Origin of the sequence: Paenibacillus sp. S25 (assembly GCF_019454085.1) — a bacterium.
Classification (GTDB): Bacteria; Bacillota; Bacilli; order Paenibacillales; family Paenibacillaceae; genus Paenibacillus; species Paenibacillus polymyxa_B.
This window is the reverse complement of sequence record NZ_CP073683.1, coordinates 5,275,228-5,295,904: the sequence shown is the minus strand read 5'-3', so window position 1 is coordinate 5,295,904 and position 20,677 is coordinate 5,275,228. Positions and strand designations below refer to the sequence as shown.

At 43.7% G+C, this 20,677-nt stretch carries 14 protein-coding genes; 8 read left to right on the top strand and 6 right to left on the bottom strand.

The window, feature by feature from the left end; all coding sequences use genetic code 11:
* Nucleotides 1-28: 28 nt before the first annotated feature.
* Both KAI37_RS23240 and KAI37_RS23235 read right to left on the bottom strand, forming a co-directional pair.
* On the bottom strand, nucleotides 29-1,171 hold the full coding sequence (locus KAI37_RS23240) for a DUF4179 domain-containing protein (RefSeq protein ID WP_220030293.1): 1,143 nt from the start codon (nucleotides 1,169-1,171) through the stop codon (nucleotides 29-31).
* Entirely contained in the window at nucleotides 1,143-1,718 is a 576-nt protein-coding gene (locus KAI37_RS23235) for an RNA polymerase sigma factor (protein ID WP_220030292.1), read from the bottom strand. The genes KAI37_RS23240 and KAI37_RS23235 overlap by 29 nt, the downstream gene beginning before the upstream one ends.
* Before the next feature lie 259 nt (nucleotides 1,719-1,977).
* Here KAI37_RS23235 and KAI37_RS23230 point away from each other — a divergent pair, with 259 nt between their 5' ends.
* The gene (locus KAI37_RS23230; protein ID WP_220030290.1) at nucleotides 1,978-3,375 is read left to right on the top strand and encodes a DNA-binding protein; all 1,398 of its coding nucleotides are present in this window, start codon (nucleotides 1,978-1,980) and stop codon (nucleotides 3,373-3,375) included.
* A gap of 89 nt (nucleotides 3,376-3,464) precedes the next feature.
* Here KAI37_RS23230 and KAI37_RS23225 read toward each other — a convergent pair whose 3' ends face one another.
* A complete protein-coding gene (locus KAI37_RS23225; protein ID WP_220030289.1) occupies nucleotides 3,465-3,848 on the bottom strand; it encodes a helix-turn-helix domain-containing protein in 384 nt (127 codons plus the stop codon).
* 255 nt (nucleotides 3,849-4,103) lie between these two features.
* On the opposite strand from KAI37_RS23225, the gene KAI37_RS23220 reads away from it, so the two are divergent.
* Both KAI37_RS23220 and KAI37_RS23215 read left to right on the top strand, forming a co-directional pair.
* Nucleotides 4,104-5,486, top strand: a complete 1,383-nt coding sequence (locus KAI37_RS23220; RefSeq protein ID WP_220030287.1) for a DNA-binding protein — start codon at nucleotides 4,104-4,106, stop codon at nucleotides 5,484-5,486.
* 232 nt (nucleotides 5,487-5,718) lie between these two features.
* On the top strand, nucleotides 5,719-5,946 hold the full coding sequence (locus tag KAI37_RS23215) for an aspartyl-phosphate phosphatase Spo0E family protein (RefSeq protein WP_220030286.1): 228 nt from the start codon (nucleotides 5,719-5,721) through the stop codon (nucleotides 5,944-5,946).
* Between the two features lie 236 nt (nucleotides 5,947-6,182).
* Here the strand turns inward: KAI37_RS23215 and KAI37_RS23210 are convergent, their stop codons facing one another.
* Entirely contained in the window at nucleotides 6,183-6,998 is an 816-nt protein-coding gene (locus KAI37_RS23210; RefSeq protein WP_013312222.1) for a flagellar motor protein MotB, read from the bottom strand.
* Complete coding sequence (locus tag KAI37_RS23205; protein ID WP_071643237.1) at nucleotides 6,982-7,809, bottom strand: flagellar motor protein; 828 nt, start codon at nucleotides 7,807-7,809, stop codon at nucleotides 6,982-6,984. Before KAI37_RS23205 ends, KAI37_RS23210 begins: the two co-directional genes overlap by 17 nt.
* A gap of 208 nt (nucleotides 7,810-8,017) precedes the next feature.
* Here KAI37_RS23205 and uvrB point away from each other — a divergent pair, with 208 nt between their 5' ends.
* The 3 genes from uvrB (at nucleotide 8,018) to KAI37_RS23190 (ending at nucleotide 14,643) form a co-directional block, all read left to right on the top strand.
* On the top strand, nucleotides 8,018-10,009 hold the full coding sequence (gene uvrB / locus KAI37_RS23200; RefSeq protein ID WP_071643235.1) for an excinuclease ABC subunit UvrB: 1,992 nt from the start codon (nucleotides 8,018-8,020) through the stop codon (nucleotides 10,007-10,009).
* Between the two features lie 157 nt (nucleotides 10,010-10,166).
* Complete coding sequence (gene uvrA / locus KAI37_RS23195; protein WP_071643233.1) at nucleotides 10,167-13,028, top strand: excinuclease ABC subunit UvrA; 2,862 nt, start codon at nucleotides 10,167-10,169, stop codon at nucleotides 13,026-13,028.
* A 403-nt stretch (nucleotides 13,029-13,431) separates the two neighbouring features.
* A complete protein-coding gene (locus tag KAI37_RS23190) occupies nucleotides 13,432-14,643 on the top strand; it encodes a hypothetical protein (RefSeq protein WP_220030285.1) in 1,212 nt (403 codons plus the stop codon).
* A 113-nt stretch (nucleotides 14,644-14,756) separates the two neighbouring features.
* Here KAI37_RS23190 and KAI37_RS23185 read toward each other — a convergent pair whose 3' ends face one another.
* On the bottom strand, nucleotides 14,757-16,382 hold the full coding sequence (locus KAI37_RS23185) for a nitrite/sulfite reductase (RefSeq protein ID WP_076294073.1): 1,626 nt from the start codon (nucleotides 16,380-16,382) through the stop codon (nucleotides 14,757-14,759).
* Nucleotides 16,383-16,741: 359 nt separating this feature from the next.
* Here KAI37_RS23185 and KAI37_RS23180 point away from each other — a divergent pair, with 359 nt between their 5' ends.
* Nucleotides 16,742-17,986 (top strand): S1C family serine protease, encoded by a 1,245-nt coding sequence (locus KAI37_RS23180; RefSeq protein ID WP_220030284.1) that lies wholly within the window; start codon nucleotides 16,742-16,744, stop codon nucleotides 17,984-17,986.
* A gap of 49 nt (nucleotides 17,987-18,035) precedes the next feature.
* Complete coding sequence (locus KAI37_RS23175; RefSeq protein WP_220030282.1) at nucleotides 18,036-19,949, top strand: stalk domain-containing protein; 1,914 nt, start codon at nucleotides 18,036-18,038, stop codon at nucleotides 19,947-19,949.
* Nucleotides 19,950-20,677: the final 728 nt, after the last annotated feature.

Genomic DNA, 20,677 nt, shown 5'->3' with positions numbered 1-20,677 from the left:
ACGCTTCACTTCCTTCACTTATTTATTATCATGGATTAATCGGGTAAGTAATCTCCAGATCAGGGAAATACTCTATTTTCGGATTTCCATCTTTGTCTAGTTCAAATTTACTCTTATCATCCTTTTTTAAGATAGTTTTGTAGACCTTTATAGTAATTGCTTTGGGGAGAGAGGTGAAAGGTTCAAGACGTGAATCACTTATCAGAACGTTTCCATCCGTAGCACTCCAACCGTTGTTGCTTATAAAATTTAGTTGCTTTCCTTTGTCATCGTAAATTTCATAACTCAAAAAAGGAAGTGACGAAGAAATTTTTAAATTGTCAGGTAGCTTTATGCGAGTTGTGATGCTGGTTGTAATCGGCGTGATCTCAATCTTTTCCAGAGTATAGTCGATGTTTTTATACTTTCGCTTAAGGGATGGCGTAAAAGTTAGGTTATTTTTTGTGTTTTTTTCCACTGGAATTTCTATTTTGAAGGGCTGCTTAATACCAGAGACAGGCATGGAAATTGTTAAATCAAACTTATCTGGGAAAGATTTACCCCCTTGGTTACGTAAATCTGAAAACTGTATAATTGTTGAGTTTTTATTTTTTCCAGGTATCATATATGGGTCAATAGAGTTAGTAGTGTTTGCAGGCGCATAAGAAGAGTTGATTTCTTCTCCATTAATAAAAAATATTAAGTCATCAAGTAATAAGGGTAATTCGGTGTTTAAAAATCTTTTGTCAGTGGTTTGCCGTTCTAAGGCAATGGATATACGTGTTCCATCAAACATAACTTCCGGTACGCTGAGAGTCAGGCCATCGTGAGTGTCACTAAGATTTGGTTTTGATACTAGCCCTTTTTCGTCTGCTGTTTGTAAACCAAGATCACCAGCAAGCTGGAATATAGAATCTATACCTGGAATTTGTTTCAAGGACGAAGCCATTGTTGGTGAAATAAATCCAGTACTAATGACAAGTGCAAACGCTACTACAAGTGCAGCGGAGGTTCCGAAAAAGGTATTGCGAACTCTTTTTGAACGAGCGTTAGAGTGCTGATAGGTTCTTGTTTTCATTTTATTGTAACGTTCCATAGTTCTATCAATTAAATCCACTTGTAATGGGGTATTCCGAATAAGCTTTTGTAAATGTTCGATTTCTTTATCTTCCGATTTTAAAGGAATGCTCATATGTTTTTCCTCCCTTTTCATTGTAGTTGATTAGCTTTTTACGGAGTCGCTCATATCTTTTTCGAATCGTGGATGATTTCAGTCCTATAATTGTAGCAATCTCTTCGTAGTTGTAATCCTCAAGCGAGCGTAATAATAGAATTTGACGATCTTTTAATGTTAGCTGGTCTAGTAACTCGTGAATTAAATTTGTATATTCATGTATTGGTTGTTGCTTTAGGTTCAGTTTGTATTGAATGAAGGATTTGAATGTTCTAGCGTTTCTTTTTAGTAAGTCAGTGCAGTGATTTTGAGCAATTTTGTAAAGCCAAGCTGAAAAAGAGACTGTAGGTACGAACTGCTCAATGTGCTCAAGCCCTTTAATAAATATTTCTTGAGCGGCATCTTCTGCTTCTTCCTGATTTTTAAGTAAATAGTAGCAATATAAAAAGATCTGTTGTTGATAACGCCGAATGATATGTGTGTAGGCTTGTTTGTCGCCAGCTTGGACCTGCTTTATGACAAGGTTGATATCTGTGTCTTGATTACTTGCATTTAATTTTTCCATCAACTTCCCTCCTTTCTGCCTATATAACTGAAAAAGGCATGCTTTTGTGACATTCAAATAAAAAAACTTGAAGTTTGCTTTTAGTGCTCTCTTTATGTATCTCATTCAACTTTTTAATTATCACGGAATTCATTAAAAAAAGACTTCCTTGTAAGGCATCATAAAATAAAATAACTATATAGACCATATATTTCACTATTTTCGTTATTTTGTATGGAGATGGTATTCTTATATCTAAAACTTATTGAGGGGGATTGGCATGGAACATACACCTACGATCCGCTCGAAGATAGAGACCGAACTAAAGCTAAGGGGATACACCTTTAGTAGCTTTAGCAAAATTTCAGGTATTAACCGTGGTACATTCAGCACCATGCTGAACAGCAACCCACCCAAGCCGATCTCGGTTCGGCAGATGGACTTGATTACCAAGGCATTGGGATATCCCGAAGGCTGGCTGTATGAGTTATACATAGATGAATGCTTTTACGAGGGAAAAGGACACTGGAAACGGATTAAACCTTTTTTATTGCGTTGTGTAGAGTTAGGAAGGGAAGACTGTATTCAAAAGGTACTGTCAAGACTAACCGAGGACTTGTCCTATGTACCGACGATATTTGAGCTTGCAGAAGAACTACACGAAGCAGGAAGGAAAAAGGAGTCTACCCCCTTTTACGAGTGTGTAATAGAGAATGAGAGATATTACCACTCGGAGCGGTTGGCAATTTGCCAGTATCGTTTGTTTTGTTGTTCTCTGAATACTGACTTGGATAATAATCGACAGGCAACTATAAAGTTTGCACCGTTTCGAAAGAATCTCTCCGAAAATTACCAACTCGATGCTTTGTTAAGATTAGCTAACTGCTATTTCCAATTTTATGAGTATGAGGCGGCTATACACTATGCGAAGGAGCTTGAGGTACTAGTTACAAATATTAATTGGCATCAAGCTAAAGCGAGGGCGAAGAATCGGGAAGATATACGTTTAAATACAGAAAGACATCTCATCGTTTATTATGGTCAAGCTTATTTAATGCAGGGGGTTGCCCTTGAAAAGCAAGGACTGTATGAAGAATCGATGAAATTCATACCTTACTATGAAGATTTGACTGCTTTTGAAGGACTAGATGAAGTGGGAATTCTAGAGGCGCGGAAATTTGAAATGTGGGCAAAGGCAAACCGCTTGAATTTAGAAATTCTAATGGGAGATATGACTAATTTACCCGCCTATGTGGAACTGATTAGGAATAATCCTCAGGAAATATTACTTGGGCTACTAACCATAATAGAGTCCGCCAATACTTACAATTACACAATAGACGATATTCTGATCCTTTTTGCTGAGAATATTAATGAATCTAGGAACCTACGCACAAATATTTCCTATTATAAGACGAACTATAATCTAGTGATTTATTCTCGTTTTTTTCTTGAGCTTAGTCGATACCATTTTAATAAGGGAAACTACTCTGAGGCGATCGACAGTATGCTGAACAGTCTCAAAGCTTCCTCACAGTTGAATGATAAAGCTTTCTATATCAAGTCTATCACGTTGTTGTTTGAGAAATACAAAGAGCATTCGACACATGAGCAACGGGCAGAATATGAAAAAGTACTTAAAACTGTTGAAAGTAATATTAAGCAAATGACTTCTTGAAACTTATAAAAGGCTATGTGCCCTTCTACTATTATTAGGTAGAGAAACATAGCCTATTTGATATTTAAATAGCAAGACCATCTGGAAATCTAATTTTTTTCATTACCATTTAAATTTTCAGGGTTATTTTCAGAAAGCTCACTCTCTGAAGAGGTAAACAGTTCCTTTAAAATCCGATAAGCTTTATTTTGATCCGCTTCACTCTGCTGGGAGAGTATATGAATGCATTCCCATATCCAGGGCTGACTTTTGAGTTCTTTAAAAGGATTAAAATCAAAAAATGCGAATACGTTTGTGTCCAGCGCCTCTGCTATTTTCTCTAATGTTTTGATCTGCACATTGACTTCACCACGTTCCAACTTCCCTATGTAGGAACCTGTTGAATCGGATACTTCTGCCAACTGTTCTTGTGTGATACCCCGTAATTTTCGAAATTGACGGATTTTCGTTCCTAATAGTTTCGTTGTCTCCATAGACATCCACACTCCTATAGTATGAGTGTAGACAAAGCTAGATTAAGCGTGGAGGCAATTGAATTGCCTTAATTATTCAGTATTTAGTTCTTGTGAGAACTATTTTAATAACATCAAATTCCATAATATAATAAAACAGTGTAGAAAAGGGGTTGACCGTTATCCAATTTATTCATATAATTTCTAGTATATTGTAATTGATTGTCGAGGAGGGTGATTTTTTAAAATCATCTGAATACGCCGGGGGTGTTTTTATTGGAAAATGCAACCACGATCCGTTCGGAAATTGAGAAAGAATTAAAACTAGGTGGCTACACTTTTAATAGTTTTGGACAAGCTACGGGGCTTAACCGGGGCATATTTAGTGCTATGCTTAACGGCAATCCGCCTAAACCTATCTCGGTAAGACAAATGGACTTGATTACCAAAGCCTTTAATTATCCAGAAGGCTGGTTGTATGACCTGTATGTGGATGAATGTTTTTATGATGGAAGACCACATTGGAAAAGGGTCAAGCCGTTCCTGATTCGTTGTGTTGAAGTAGGAAATCTGCGATGCGTGGAGAAAGTGCTCTCACGCTTAATGGAAGATCTTAACCACATTCCAACAATCTTTGCTTTGGCAGAGGAGCTTTATGAAGAAGGGAAGTTAAAAGAGGCAATTCCTTTCTATGAATGTGTCATTGAAAATGAAAAATATCAACATTCAGAGAGGTTGGCAATTAGTCATTATAGGATTTTTTCAATTTCTGTTAGTGAAAATATGAAAATAGATGTGGAAGCTGCGCTAAGATTCGTGCCCTTTAGAAATCGGGTACCTCTAGATTATCATTTAGATGGTCTACTTAAACTGTTAAATCTTTATCACAATTTGCATCAATGGAAAGAGGCGGAGCGTTATGCGGATGAATTAAGAGCGCTTGCAACTATTGTGTGTAAAAGTAGAGAAACTAATAAAAAGAGTTTTACATTGAAAACTGAAAGACATTTAGTTGTCTACTACGGTCAAGGTTATTTGATGAAGGGAATTGCATTGGAAAAACAAGAAAGATATGAAGAAGCTATGAAGTATATTTCTGGCTATGCTGATTTGAGTTGGTTTGCAGATTTAGGGGGAATTGGTCAGCAAGAAGTGCAAAAATTCACTCTTTGGGCAAATGCTAATCAACTTAACTTGAATATTCTTATGGGCGATACAAGTAGTTTACCAATGTATATTCAATTTCTGAAAAATAACCCACCCGAGATTTTGTTGGGTTTATTAACGATAGTAGAGTCAGCTAACAAGCATGGTTTTATGATAGAACATATTCTACAGCAGTTTTTTAGCGAACTGGCGTCTTTTAATAATGAATTATCTGTTGGAACCAGTTATTATAAGCAGTCATTTAGTTACAATACTTATGCTGATTTGTGTTACCAACTGGCTATATATATGTTTAATAACCTTTTTCATGAGAAAGGTGTTTATTATGTGTTAAAAAGCCTGAGGAAATGTTTGGAAATCGGCAATAAAGAAAAGTTTATGATTTGTACAGCATTGTTTGAAAGATTTAGAGACAAAGCGACAAAAGACCAAAAATCAGAATATGAAAGTATCATGGAGGAGGTTTTAGTCAATGCGAGTAAAAAACCTTAAATACATCCTGATTTTAGGAGTTTTTAGCTTTTTAGCATTCTCTCATAACATTATTGTTTTTGGACATGGTGCAGGAGCTTAATAGTTATCAAAAAACCAGCCTCAGTAAGGCTGGTTTTTTGATTCATCCCGTTAAAGGGATGAATTGGGTTTTATTATATTTTTAACCTGTAGGGAAGGTATCAGCTTGTAAACTAATGTAAATACCACACCAAACAGGAGGTTTATTGATGTGAAATGGAAACAATTGGAGGAATGCATCGAAGAAAAGCGGAAGGAACTAAATGATTTGGCGAATGAGGTGGGATTGAAGGATCGGCGGGTGTTAATCAAGTCCATGGAGTTGGATCGACTCCTTAATAAATACAGCGACTGGAAATATAGCTATCGTAGACAACAGAACGTACCTCAAAGTTCACAAATACAAGAGAAGCAACACGAGCTTGTCCTATCTTATTAATCTTCAAGAATCATGACAAGATAAAACCTAACTTCACCAGGGCTTCTAATACATAGTGGGATATAGAATAAACAAAATAATCTCTATTGCATCTCGTACGCCGCTCTTATACACGTTGTTCGTACGGTTTATTGTTCTGTGTCTACATCTGAGCGGAAGCCATGTATTAATGATAAATATGTATCAAAAAAACCTCCCGATTCACGTTATGGCGTGACTCAGGAGGTTTTTGGGTTTTACTGTTGAAGCTGGCGTAGTACGGTGATTTCGACACGGCGGTTTTTTTGTCGTCCAGCTTCGGTGCTATTGTCACCAACCGGCCGGGTATCTGCATAACCCGCATACTGAAATCCTGAGGGTGAAAGTTGCTCTCTGTCGAGAAAGAATCGGAGTACAGACAGTGCCCGTGCGCCGGAAAGCTCCCAGTTGTCCTTATACGTCGATGAGTTCGAGGAGCGCGTGAACGGAATGTTGTCCGTATGGCCCTCAATGCTAATCGGTGTTTTCAAATCTCGAAACAGACTGGCCAACTTGGATAGCGTGTTGGCAGAGCCTTGTTTGAGTGCAGCTCTACCTTGATCGAATAAAAAGCGGTCATTCAGCGTAATGACAATACCACGCGGCTGATCTGACACAAAAATCTGGTTTTCCAGTTTGTTGTCCGTAATATATTCTTGAATGACACCCATTAAATTTTGCAGCTCTTTTTCCTGCGTTCGGAATGCTTGTTCACGTTCGGTGAGCTTAGTCGATCCAGCTTCCTTTTTATCGGCTGCCGGTTGTTTGGTCGTGGGTGGATTCTTGCTGGTGTAACGATCGGCAGTACCTGTAATGCCCGAGCCTTGTTCCAAAATGGAATCTCCTTTGTGGAACGTATCCTGGAGGGATTGAACAACGACATCGTATTTTTTAGCATCCAGACTACTCATGGCATACATCACAACGAAAAATATGAGCAGCAGGGTGATCAGATCGGCATAGGTAATCATCCAGCGGTCACGATGGTCTCCGCCGCCTCCTTGACCTCCACGGCGCTTACCGCGCGCTCTCATGGAAGTCCTCCTTTGGAGAAGCTTCCTCTGTGCGCGAGCGACGAGGCGGTTTGCGATCTATATTTTGCTCTGAGCGGATAAAGAACTCCAACTTTTTGCGTACAAGCTTTGGATTCTCTCCGTTTTGAATAGCCAGAATACCTTGCAAAAGCAAATCCATAGTGATAATTTCAATCTCACTGGCTGCTCTTATTTTGGATGCGATGGGCAGGAAAATCAGATTGGCGCTAGCAACGCCGTATAGTGTTGCGATAAAAGCAACAGCAATGGACGGACCAAGCGCAGTAGGCTCGGTCAGGCTGCCCAGTACATGGATCAGGCCCATGACAGTACCGATAATTCCCATCGTAGGGGCATAACCGCCTGCGGATTCAAATATTTTGGCGTACCCTTCATGTTTGTGTTCAATGGCATCTAACTCAAGCTCTAAAATCTGTTTGATCTGCTCCTGCTCGGTGCCGTCGATGACCAACTGAAGACCTTCACGCAAAAATGCATTCGGATGCTCTGATGAAGTACGCTCTAGCGCAAGCACACCGGATCGGCGTGAGGTGGCAGCCATGGAAACCAAATCTTCTATATATTGCTTCGTAGGATTGTCCTCACGGCTAAATGCCATCCGTAGAGCGGTGGGGATCGTCTTCAGCTTGGAAGCTGGGTAGCTGATCACAACTGCGGCGAAAGTTCCCCCAAATACAATTAGAGCCGATGTACCTTGAAGCAGCCCTGTAAATTCGCCGCCTTCCCATAAGAAGCCACCGATTAATGCTATGATCCCTGCGATGATGCCCAATACGATGGTGATATCCAAAATTTAATTCACTCCTATTCAAGACTTATCGTTTGCATCCATGGTAAGAAAGAGGTATAATACGGGAACAAACATTCTTATCCAACCATATTTCCCAAGTATCATTGCTCGGGAAATATCGACATAGAGTTACAGGCAAAGACGTTAAAGCTCGACTGGTGTAAAATCATGATGTTTCCATTTTAGACGATAAGGGTGATGCAGGGCAATGAGTGATATCGTTGTTAGCGATAAGACTTTTGAAATTCAGTCGGAATTCCAACCTCAAGGCGATCAGCCTCAGGCCATTTTTGAATTGGTAGAGGGAATTGCAGAAGGAAAGAAGCATCAAACGCTATTGGGTGCTACGGGAACAGGTAAGACGTTTACCATCGCACAGACCATTGCCAAGTTGAATCGGCCTACGCTGGTTATTGCACATAATAAGACTTTGGCTGCTCAACTGGCGAGTGAGTTTAAAGAGTTCTTTCCAAATAACTCAGTCGATTATTTTGTCAGCTACTATGATTACTATCAACCGGAAGCATACATTCCGTCTTCCGATACGTATATTGAGAAGGATTCCAGCATCAATGAGGAGATTGATAAACTTCGTCACTCAGCGACAAGCTCTCTATTTGAGCGTCGTGACGTTATTATTGTAGCGAGTGTCTCCTGCATTTATGGTTTGGGTTCCCCGAAAGAATATTCAAGCTTGCTGCTTTCGCTTAGAGTCGGCATGGAGAAACCCCGCAATCAGATTTTGTCCCGCTTGGTCGATATTCAATATCAGCGGAACGATATCAACTTCGTGCGGGGTACTTTCCGTGTACGGGGGGATGTTGTCGAGATATTCCCGGCTTCCCACGGGGAACACGCTATACGTGTAGAACTGTTCGGGGATGAAATTGAACGAATTACCGAGATTAATGTGCTTACGGGTGAATTGATCGGTGAACGTGATCATATTGCCATTTTCCCGGCATCTCACTTCGTTACTCATGAGGATACGATGAAGGTAGCATTGGTCAACATTGAGCGTGAGCTTGAAGAACGATTAGCGGAGTTGAAAGAGCAAGGGAAGCTGTTAGAGGCGCAACGTTTGGAGCAACGTACCCGCTATGATATCGAGATGATGAAAGAGGTTGGCTTTTGTTCCGGTGTTGAGAATTATTCAGGTCCACTGACGTTCCGCGAGCGAGGAGCAACACCATATACGCTGATGGATTATTTCCCGGATGATATGCTGATCGTCATTGACGAGTCCCATGTTACGTTGCCGCAGATTCGTGCCATGTATAACGGTGACCAGGCACGTAAGAATGTACTGGTAGAACATGGATTTCGTTTGCCATCTGCATTGGATAATCGCCCGTTGAAGTTTGAAGAGTTCGAGGACAAGGTAAGTCAAATCGTCTATGTATCGGCTACTCCAGGACCCTATGAGATGGAGAAATGCGAAACGATGGTACAGCAGATTATTCGTCCTACCGGGCTTCTTGATCCGATTATTGAGGTGCGTCCGAGCAAGGGGCAGATTGACGATCTCATTAGTGAGATACGGCTTCGCATGGAACGTGAGGAACGGGTACTGGTGACCACACTTACGAAGAAGATGTCTGAAGATTTGACTGACTATTTAAAAGAAGTGGGCATCAAGGTTCGGTATATGCACTCCGAGATTAAGACGTTGGAGCGGATGGCTATTTTGCGGGATCTTCGTCTGGGGACCTTCGACGTGCTAATCGGGATCAACCTGTTGCGGGAAGGTCTTGATTTGCCGGAAGTATCGCTAGTTGCAATTTTGGATGCGGACAAAGAAGGCTTCCTGCGTTCTGAGCGCTCTCTGATTCAGACGATCGGACGGGCAGCACGGAACAGTGACGGTCGTGTTATTATGTACGGCGATAAGATTACCGATTCTATGGATAAAGCGCTAAAGGAAACGGAACGTCGTCGTGCGATTCAAATTCAGTATAATGAAGAACATGGGATTACCCCGCAAACCATTCGTAAAAAGATTCGTGATGTTATTGAAGCAACTAAGGTGGCAGAGTCAAAGAATGATTACCTTCCTAATGAGACGGGTAAACTTTCCAAGAAGGAGCGTCAATCACTCATTCAGCGTCTGGAAGCAGAGATGAAAGACGCCGCCAAGAACCTACAGTTCGAGCGGGCCGCCGAGCTGCGTGACGCTTTGCTGGAGTTGCGGGCTGATTAAACATCGAGAAACATATGAAAATAAAATGTTTGATTGCTTTGCTTTTAAAAATAGTGAGAGCGGCCTATGTGGTCGTTCTCTTTGCGATATATCACTTCCATGGGATAATCCAATGCGATATAGCATGACGTGAACTACGGCTAAGGAGATGAAACATTTGGCGAATGAAAGCATCATCATCAAAGGCGCACGCGCGCATAATCTCAAAAATATTGACGTGACGATTCCACGGGACAAGTTCGTCGTCCTGACAGGGCTTAGTGGCTCAGGTAAATCGTCACTGGCTTTCGATACGATCTATGCGGAAGGGCAACGTCGGTATGTGGAATCTTTATCTGCGTATGCCCGTCAATTCCTCGGGCAAATGGAGAAACCAGACGTTGATTCGATTGACGGTCTGTCTCCTGCCATTTCCATTGACCAAAAAACGACAAGTCGGAATCCGCGTTCTACCGTCGGAACGGTTACCGAAATCTATGATTACCTGCGGTTGTTGTTTGCCCGGGTGGGTCATCCTCATTGTCCTGAACATGGCATTGAAATTACTTCACAGACCGTTGAACAGATGGTAGACCGCATTTTGCAGTATCCTGAAAAGACAAGACTACAGATTCTGGCTCCATTGGTATCCGGCCGCAAAGGTGAGCATAAAACACTGTTCACGGATATAGCCAAGCAGGGCTTTGTACGGGTACGTGTGAATGGAGAACTACGTGAATTGTCTGAGAAGATTGAGCTGGAAAAGAACAAGAAGCACTCGATTGAAGTGGTCGTAGACCGCATCGTAGTCAAGGAAGATGTGCGTGCGCGTCTGTCTGACTCTATTGAGACGGCACTGAATCTTTCAGGTGGGCAGTTGCTTGTAGACATTATGGGGCAAGAGGAGTTGCGGTTCAGCTCCAACTTTGCATGCCCGATTTGTGGATTCAGCATAGATGAACTGTCTCCAAGAATGTTCTCCTTTAATAGTCCGTTCGGCGCTTGTCCGGATTGTGATGGGTTAGGAGTTAAAATGGTAGTTGACCCTGATTTGCTCATTCCCGATCCTGAAAAAAGTGTCGAGGATGGGGCTTTTCAGGCTTGGAGTGGTGGAACTTCCACTTATTATCCTCAATTTTTACAGTCAGTATGCGAGCACTACGGTATTCCGCAGGACATTCCTGTTAGTCAATTGACAACAGAGCAAATGAACCTTATTTTACATGGAACGGGTGAGCAGAAGATCCGTTTCCGCTATGAAAATGATTTTGGTCAACGTAAGGAAGCCTATGTGACCTTTGAGGGGATTATCCCCAATCTGGAGCGTCGTTATCGTGATACGGCTTCTGAGGGTATACGTGAATTTATTGAAGGCTTTATGAGTGCAAAGCCATGTAACACTTGTAAGGGACACCGACTGAAAAAAGAAAGTCTGTCGGTAACCATTCAAGAGCGTAATATAGCTTTTGTGACAGCTTTGTCTATCGGTGAAGCCTCAAACTTTTTCCATACACTGGAGCTGAGTGAGAAGGAGAAGTCGATTGCCAATCTCATTTTAAAAGAAATTAACAGCCGTCTGGGATTCCTCGTTAACGTTGGTCTGGAATACCTGACTTTAAGCCGTGCGGCAGGGACGTTGTCAGGCGGTGAGGCACAGCGTATCCGACTGGCGACACAGATTGGGTCCAGTCTGATGGGCGTGCTTTATATTTTGGACGAGCCTAGTATCGGGCTGCATCAGCGAGATAATGACCGTCTGATTAGTGCTTTGGAGCATATGCGGAATCTTGGCAATACGTTGATTGTGGTGGAGCATGACGAAGATACGATGATGGCGGCGGACTATATCATTGATATCGGGCCAGGAGCTGGGATTCATGGTGGGATGATCATGTCGCAGGGGACCCCGCAGGAAGTCATGGAAGACCCGAATTCCTTAACCGGGCAGTATTTGAGCGGACGCAAGTTCATTCCGGTCAATACCGAGCGGCGCAAGCCTGCTGATAAATGGCTGGAGATTCGCGGAGCCAAGGAGAACAATCTCAAAAATGTGAATGTCAAAATTCCGTTGGGTGTTTTCTCAGCTGTTACTGGTGTATCCGGCTCTGGAAAATCGACGCTGGTCAATGAAATTTTGTACAAAACGTTGGCGCGTGATCTGAACCGGGCGAGAGTACGCCCAGGGCAGCATAAAGAAATTCGCGGACTAGAACATATCGAAAAGGTTGTTGAGATCGATCAATCGCCAATTGGTCGTACACCGCGTTCCAATCCTGCAACGTATACTGGTGTATTTGATGATATCCGTGACTTATTCTCGCAGACGAACGAGGCCAAAGTACGAGGCTACAAGAAAGGCCGCTTTAGCTTTAACGTTAAGGGAGGTCGTTGTGAAGCTTGTAGAGGCGACGGCATCATCAAGATTGAGATGCATTTTCTGCCGGATGTGTATGTTCCATGCGAAGTGTGTAAAGGCAAGCGTTATAACCGGGAGACCCTAGAGGTTAAATACAAAGGGAAAAGTATTGCCGATGTGCTGGAGATGACGGTAGAGGATGCAACGGAGTTTTTTGTAAATATTCCAAAGATTCATCGCAAGATCCAGACACTGATGGATGTAGGTTTGGGGTATATCAAGCTGGGTCAGCCTGCGACTACCTTGTCTGGCGGTGAAGCACAGCGTGTGAAGCTGGCCTCCGAATTGTATCGTCGCAGTACAGGCAAAACCATTTATATTTTGGACGAGCCGACAACCGGCCTGCATGTTCACGATATTGACCGATTATTGACGGTGCTGCATCGTTTGGTTGATTCAGGAGAGACGGTGCTGGTCATTGAGCATAATCTGGATGTGATTAAAACAGCCGATTATCTGATTGATTTGGGACCGGAAGGCGGAAGTGGCGGTGGAACGATCTTGGCTACGGGGACACCGGAGCAGCTCGTGAAAGTCGAAGAATCCTATACAGGTCGATACTTAAAGCCGATCCTTGAACGGGATACCCAGCGTAGTCAAGCGCTTCAGACAGTCGATCTATAGATACCGTTTAGCATAGTTTTAAAAACCCTGCACAGGCAGGAAGGCAGAATACGAACTAGTGTATTGATGTCTTCGCCTTGGCAGGGTTTTATTTTTTTTGTAAAAAAAGAAAACTTTTATCAAATTCCTGCGTTAAAGCATGTGACACATACTTTACCAAGCGCTGGAATAATAAGTCTATACGTATATTCAATCGACAGAAAGTCTCTGAGTAGTCTCTGGAGTTTTGGTGTTTAGGCTCGGGCTTGAAGAGGTAAATATATAACTCATGATTATATAGCATCATACGAAGTTCCGTGCCCGCGTGACAACCATTACAAGTTGAAGCGAAACCGTCTGAAGTTTTATCACATCTAAGGTTCATACCACATCTCTGAGGAAGTCATGAAGGGAGCTGGAACGCTTGAAGATTAAGCAAAGTAGAGTTTTACGTACACGTGTATATTCATGGGCAGCTGGAGCTGCTTTGGCGGCATGTTTGATGGGATTTAGTGCTGCACCGTCCTATGCCTCCGAGGTGTCTGAGGCGTTTGCGCCCAAACAAGCCGAAATCGAAACAAGTGCGGCAATTGGCAGCATTAAGGATTTAGGAAACGCTCACAATTACATTCAACCCGCAGCGAATGGTGGGTTCTTTATGCTGAATGTCGAGGACGATACAGAAGCAAGTGTAGTACACGTCACATATGGCAAGCTGGATAGTTCTGTGGAGGCTGTATGGAAACATCAGCAGGATCTGGACGTACAACCCGGAACAAGCAGCAGTGGAGTCCAGCGGGAGACGTCGGATGGGGGCTTGCTGTTTCTGGTTGATTATACAAAACCGAACGGAACACGAGATGTGCAGGCTTCACGATTGGACGAGGATGGAAACACCTTGTGGTCCAAAACATTACCCACAGATGGCTTGATATCTCATGGACAGGATTCGCAGGTTGGTTTAGAGCCACTGGAGGATGGCAGTTTCCTGGTCTCCTATCTGAACCTTGCGGAACAGTCCTTCACTGTACTCAAATACACTGAAACTGGCGATATACAATGGAATCGAACGACGGCCGGAGTGACCTCGGGTTGGCTGGTCGGCAGTCACAATGGATATTATGCGCTTTTGAACAGTTCAGATGGTCCCGTTGGGGTACAAGCAGATGTATATGGTCGCGATATCCGTGACATCCATCTGGACTTAGGATCAGGTAAAGAAATTGCCGCAGTACGTGAGTTGCCGAGTGGTCATATTGCTGTAACAGGGCTTAAAGGAAACAGCAAGCGTACACAGGTGCTAAGTAATGGTCTGCAATTATTTAGTAATACAGAGGACTATGCGGCTGACCGGGTGTATCTGCCTGAGGAGCAGTTGTATGTCCAGTTCAGTGATCAATATGATCCACTGGGTAAAACCACGAAGATGCATGGCATCACCATTACAGGCTTGAAAGGAAACGGTACGAAGGTGTGGGAAACGAGGACTCATTATAAGGAGGATAATTCCTTCGGCATCCGGTATGATACGGGATTGATATATAAGATACCTTCAGGCTACGCAGTGGTGACATCTACAACAGGTGCTCATAAGCCAACAGTACTCGATTTTGCGAAAATATTGATACCGGAGTAATCCGGTGTCTTTTTTTTGTGAAAGTGAGGAAAACGATATTGAGGGGTTGTATGGCGATAAGAAACAGCCTGCTTGTATATGTCATACAAGCAGGCTGTTAATAGACTCTATATTTAGGATGCAACGTGGCTGGACTGTAAAATAGCAGACAGCTTTTCCTGAAAAGTCGGAATCCCTACACGCTGTACATATGTGTAAAAGCTTTCGCCAGCGTTCCTGTTTTCTTTGTAGAACAGAATGAGCTCTGCCAGTACAGGTCCAACCTGATCCCCGCGTACGCGACCTTTGAGCGCCTTGTTAAATTGGGCGCCTGCTCCAAGCGCTCCGCCGACAGCGATGTCGAACGCGTCGACCAAGCCTTCCGGTGTCTTTATGAGCGAGCCTTGCAGACCAATGTCCGCAATATGCTTTTGACCGCAGGAATTCGGGCAACCGATAAAATGAATGCGCACCTTTTCATCCAATTGTACGTGCTGATCCAAATACTCGGCAACGTCAACCGCCCGTTTTTTGGTTTCCACAATTGCCAGATTGCAAAACTCATTTCCTGTGCACGATACCGTACGGCTCATAAAATGCTTGGGCTGTGGTGTCAGGCGTTGCAGCACGGGGGCTTCCAGTAGTTCATCCACTTGCTCATTCGGCACGCCGCTCAGCAAAATATTTTGCGACATCGTGGTACGAATCTGACCATCGCCATAGCGGTCAGCTAGGTCGGCCAGTTCATGCAACTCGTCAGCACTAAGGCGACCAACAGGCACGTTCAGACCGACATAGTTCAGGCCTTTTTGGGCTTGAGGATGCACACCGTCAAAATAGGCGGCTTGCCAGCCAATTGTTTTGTCCTCACCGCGTCCGGGCATTTCACCGATGTACTCGGTGAGCTTAGCCAGAAATTTGTCCGGGCCCCAATCGGCAACGAGGAATTTTAGGCGGGCATGGTGCCTCTTTTCCCGATAGCCGTAATCACGGAAAATGGTGGTGACAGCAATAGCAACCTTCAGTACTTCCTCAGGACGAACAAACAAATCCAGAGACTGTGCCATATGCGGCTTGGCGGACAAACCTCCACCAACCATCACATGGAAGCCGACCACTTCTTTTCCGTCGAGGATCTTGGTGGCCGGAGTGAAGGACAGGTCGTTAATTTCAGCCTGTGCATTGTTGTACGTATTACCGGAGATAGACATTTTGTACTTACGCGGCAGATTGGAGAAGTCTCGATTTAATAAGAAAAAACGATTTACTTCATCTACAATCTCCTGGGTATCCACCAATTCATTAGGATCGATGCCAGCCAGCGGATTACCAACAATGGTACGCGGGCAGTCTCCACAGGCTTCAAAGGAATACAAATTGACTTTTTCCAGTCTTTCGAAAATATCGGGCAAGCTTTCGACCGTCAACCAGTGAAATTGAATCGCCTGGCGAGTAGTGACATCCACAAGTCCGCGTCCGTATAGCGCGGATATGTCCGCCAATGCATGTGCCTGTGCTGAAGTCATGATCCCTGTGTTGATGCGGACCCGCATCATGAAATGACCATCTTTGGGCTTTTGCTGATATACCCCAGCCCATTTAAAACGGTCCATATCGTCCGCAGAGATCGAGTCATAGCCATCGTTGGCATAGTTTTCGATAATGGTACGGATAACGTCGAGACCGTCCTTTTCCAGCTTGACCAGCTCGAATTTGTTAAGCTTATCGGGATGAGCGTTCCAGATTGGTTCGTAGGCCATTCTTTTAACCTCCTTTAAGTGCTTATTTATACTTTAGTGTTTTGGAAAGAGGACTCATGATTTTATTCTTTATTTCCGACAATAAAACTAAGATATAATGTGATGGTATCATAGTTGGTTATGCCCGTAAACGAAGGAATGACCTAATCGGTATAACGATTATTTATCGTTTTTGCTTATTTTTTTGATATAAGGATTTGGAAAATTTATAATATAAATAGCATGAGGGGACAGGGATGTAGCAAACGGAGCCTTTTAGAAAAAGATAGGGCTTAAAGCGATTGTATACGTGTCCCCTCTATGGTAGATTTGGACTAACTGATAGAACAGGGTCATGTAAGAGAGGAAATGGTGAGTATATGCGTAAGATGGGGAAAAGGGCAGTTGTACTGGCTTTGGGCAGCGCCCTATGTGTTTCTGGAACGGCAGGTGCAGCTAGCAGTGGAACTGCGTTAAAGGCCAAAGTCATTAATGGTGGGGTCTATGTTAACGTAAGCGATATGAATAAAGCATTAGGAACCAGCGGCGCATATAACAGCGCAAATGGTACATATACGTTATCGGCCGATCGTGTGCCGCAGGTTGTTAAAAATGTATCTCCTTCTGTGGTCGGTATCATTGGCCGTTCAGCCACAGGAGAGACCGTAGCAGGAGGAGATCGATACAACCTAGCTCACGGCACGGGTGTCATCATTCGTACAGATGGATGGATTGTGACGAATGCGCATGTTATCGAAGGATTAGGTGATGCCGTGGTCGTAACCTCGGACGGAAAATCTTACGGAATCACCGACAGCTACAGCGATCCGATCAGTGATTTGGCATTAGTCAAAATCAAGGCAGGCGGCCTCAAACCCGCTACCTTGGCAGTTTCAACGAACAGTCTACAGGTAGGTGAGCAGGTAGTGGCTATTGGTACGCCTATATCCTTTTCACTTCGCAATTCGGCAACCTCGGGTGTTGTTAGCGGGCTGAACCGCGGTGTCAATGCTGCTTATCGTTTGATCCAAAGCGATACCGCGATCAATCCTGGTAACAGCGGCGGTCCACTGGTCAATCTCAAGGGTGAGGTTATCGGGATCAATACGATGAAATTCTCGGCGGTCGGTATTGAAAATATGGGCTTTTCGATTCCGTCGGATACAGTGAAATATGTCATCGGCCAATTTTTCAAATACGGAGAGGTTCGGCGCGCCAGTCTTGGTCTAGGGCTGGAAGAGAGCTGGTCAGCTATCGTCGGATTACCTACCGAGGATCCTTTGAAAGTAACGAAAATTACTTCAGCCAATGCTGTTCAGGCCAAAATCAAGGAAGGCGATGAGCTGTATAGTATTAACGGTAAGCGTGTAGCTTCGGCCATTGACGTCAATGAGCTACTTAAAAACTATCAACCGGGTCAAACGGTGAATGTGCTTATGCAGTCGGACGGTGATATTGTGAAGCGCAAGCTGGTACTGACACAGGATAATGGTGAAATCTATGAGTCCATTCAGTCTGGAGACGATGGTGAAGATTCGAACGGTTCGGAAGCCGCTGAAGATGGTGGCATAGCGCTTTCTAAGGAAACATCGGAGCCAGCTCAAGGGGCAACTACTGGAAAGTGAACAATAAGGGCTCTTGAATCTATAAAATAAAGCTAAAGGGAGATTTACTGTGAAGCATATTCAAAGAAAAATGATGCGTAAGCTGGGGGTCGGCGCTGTCGCATTGTCCCTTCTGCTTTCCGCTTTGCCAGCAGTTGCAGCAGATCAAGATAAAAACATGCTGGAATTGCGTCTGCAAAGCGGCAGCAATACAGCCGTCGTAAACGGCCAAAATGCAAATATCACGAAGCCCTATTCCAAAAGTGGTGCACTGATGGTTCCGGCTGGTGTGTTTAAAAAGGCATTTAACAGCAAAATTCGATTGGCTGAAGATAATGTGGTTAAAATCACCAGCGGAACTCATGTTGTATCGCTGACCATTGGTAGCCGTACAGCATGGGTGAGAGGTCACAAGGTAACACTTCCAGCTCCACCGGAAATGTCAGCAGGTATTCTCATGGTGCCTCTGCGTCAAGTAGCAGAAGGGCTTGGCGGTAAGTTGGAGAAGAATGGTGCCGGAATCATTATTCGGATGGAAGCACAAGAAGAGGCGGGCACGGTAGCTGAAGAGACACCAAACATTGATAATGATGAGGGCAAGACGCAGATCGGGAACAGTTACTATGACTGGTCTATGAACTATCCAACAGGGCTCGTCATCGGTCAGGGAGGTGGAGATGAGAGTATCTCCACTTTTATGGATGAGAACAGTGCGTACTATATGGAAGTGCACACAGCGTCACAGCCGGTTCCACTGAATGCGGACGATCTGTTGCAACAATTAGTGCAGGCAGCCAAGGAAACGGGAGAAACTGTGATCGATCGAAAATCCTTCCCGAAAGCGAAGGTACCTTATGCTCGTGTCATTACGAAGGATGGGGACGGCGTATTGTGGGAAAATCGTCAGTACTATGACAACGGACGATTATATGTAGTTTATTTTTCCGATGCTAAAGCAACGAATTATAAAGATCTGGCCCAGTATGCAGGACTTTTAAATTCCTTCAAGACCTCCTTTAATGCGCAGGATAAAAGTATTAAAGACTTGTCTACTGTTGTAGGAGGCACACGCGAGGCAGGGAATCCAGACTACGGTGTGTCACTCAGCATACCCGCAGGCTGGAAAATGGACGATCAACGGATGCAATATGAAAGTAATGATGGATCGAGCTTCCGCATGAAAATAACCTCGGCTCCAGCGGATGGGAAGTTGGAGAACTGGGGCCAGCAGCTGCAAAAATGGCTGAGGGATTCCTTTGTGTCTACGGCTTATGAGGCACAGAAGACGTATCCGCTGGAGGTTGCAGGCGTTCAAGGGTTAGTACAGGAGTACCGTTATAATTTTGGCGATGGATGGATCAAGGAGTACAATGTGCTAATTCAGCAAAATGGATACCGCTATTTGGCTGAATACGCAGTGCCTGAAAAAGTAAGCAAAGGAAATGATCAGTTCAACGCGCTCATTTCCTCGCTTCAAATCGATTTTCAAACCGTAGCGAGTAACTTTGGACAGTTGGAAGAAGACGACTATTTGACAGACAAGACGAAAACGATCAAAAAGACGTCAAAAGCCTATGAATATACGGTGAATATCCCACGATATTGGACCGCGATTAGCGATCAATTTGAATTGGGCGATGTAGAGTACCAGTTTACTGGAGGACGTTTTTCCGTCAAAATCGACAACGATCAGTCATTTGAACTAACGGTATCCCAGCTCAAGGACTTCTATGATAAGCAAGCAAAGAACTACAAAAACCTCAAAGTTGAGGAGGTTAAGGACGTAACGTTTGCTGGTGTTCCGGCAGTGTCCTTTACATTCCATCGTATAGAGGAAGGCATCGGCTACACAGGCCACCAATTGGTTTTGGAACGTGATGGAAAAACGTATACCGTGACAACGACATTGAATGATGCGAACAACACGGCTGTACAGTCTAATGCACTGGATTCGACGTTAAATTCGTTTAATTTTGTGAAGTAGAGGATGTGGGTAAAAGATTCGCGAGGTATGGTGGGAAGAGGCTACGCGTGCCATTTGATCCTACGATCGCTGTTGACCCGGGATTCTTGGATGGTATAAGGATTTAATATGTAAGAATCCCAGGTCAAAGGCGAGCGCTGACGCTTCTACGGATTCAAATGGCCCGCTTCGCTGGCGCCCGCCATAAGATTTCCAATCTTTTTAAAGAGTGAGGTAAGTAGGGAAGAGAGAAGGCAGCTATTTACGTACTTAGATCAGCGAATACGAACGCCTTTTCTCGGATTCATTGTCTAGTATGCTGGTATCACCACAAGGATGCCGTTTTCTAAAGGGCTGAGATGTGGCTTACTAGCGCGTCTAAATTGCCTAGTCTTTTTCCTATTTGCCTACCTGTTGAATATCACTGTTCTTCGTTGTTCCTTTTGTTTTATATGATTCCTCACCTCCAAGGTACCGTTTGACGGGAATGGGGGTGTTTTTTATGTTTTAGTAAGATATTTTTACGAGGAATCGCTTGGAAAGTGTAGAAGCTTGGGGCGCAGTCTGGTACACTAGATTAGTTACAAGATAAGAATGATTACGCCGCAAATGTTCGTGATGCGGATTTTTTGAGTTGGATGCCATTTATCCCTCGAGCCAGTGGTTCAGAGTGGGGATGATCGGATAGGATGATAATTCATAGGGCTATAAAATAAGCAGCATCGCTGCTCTGGAAAATAACGTTTAGC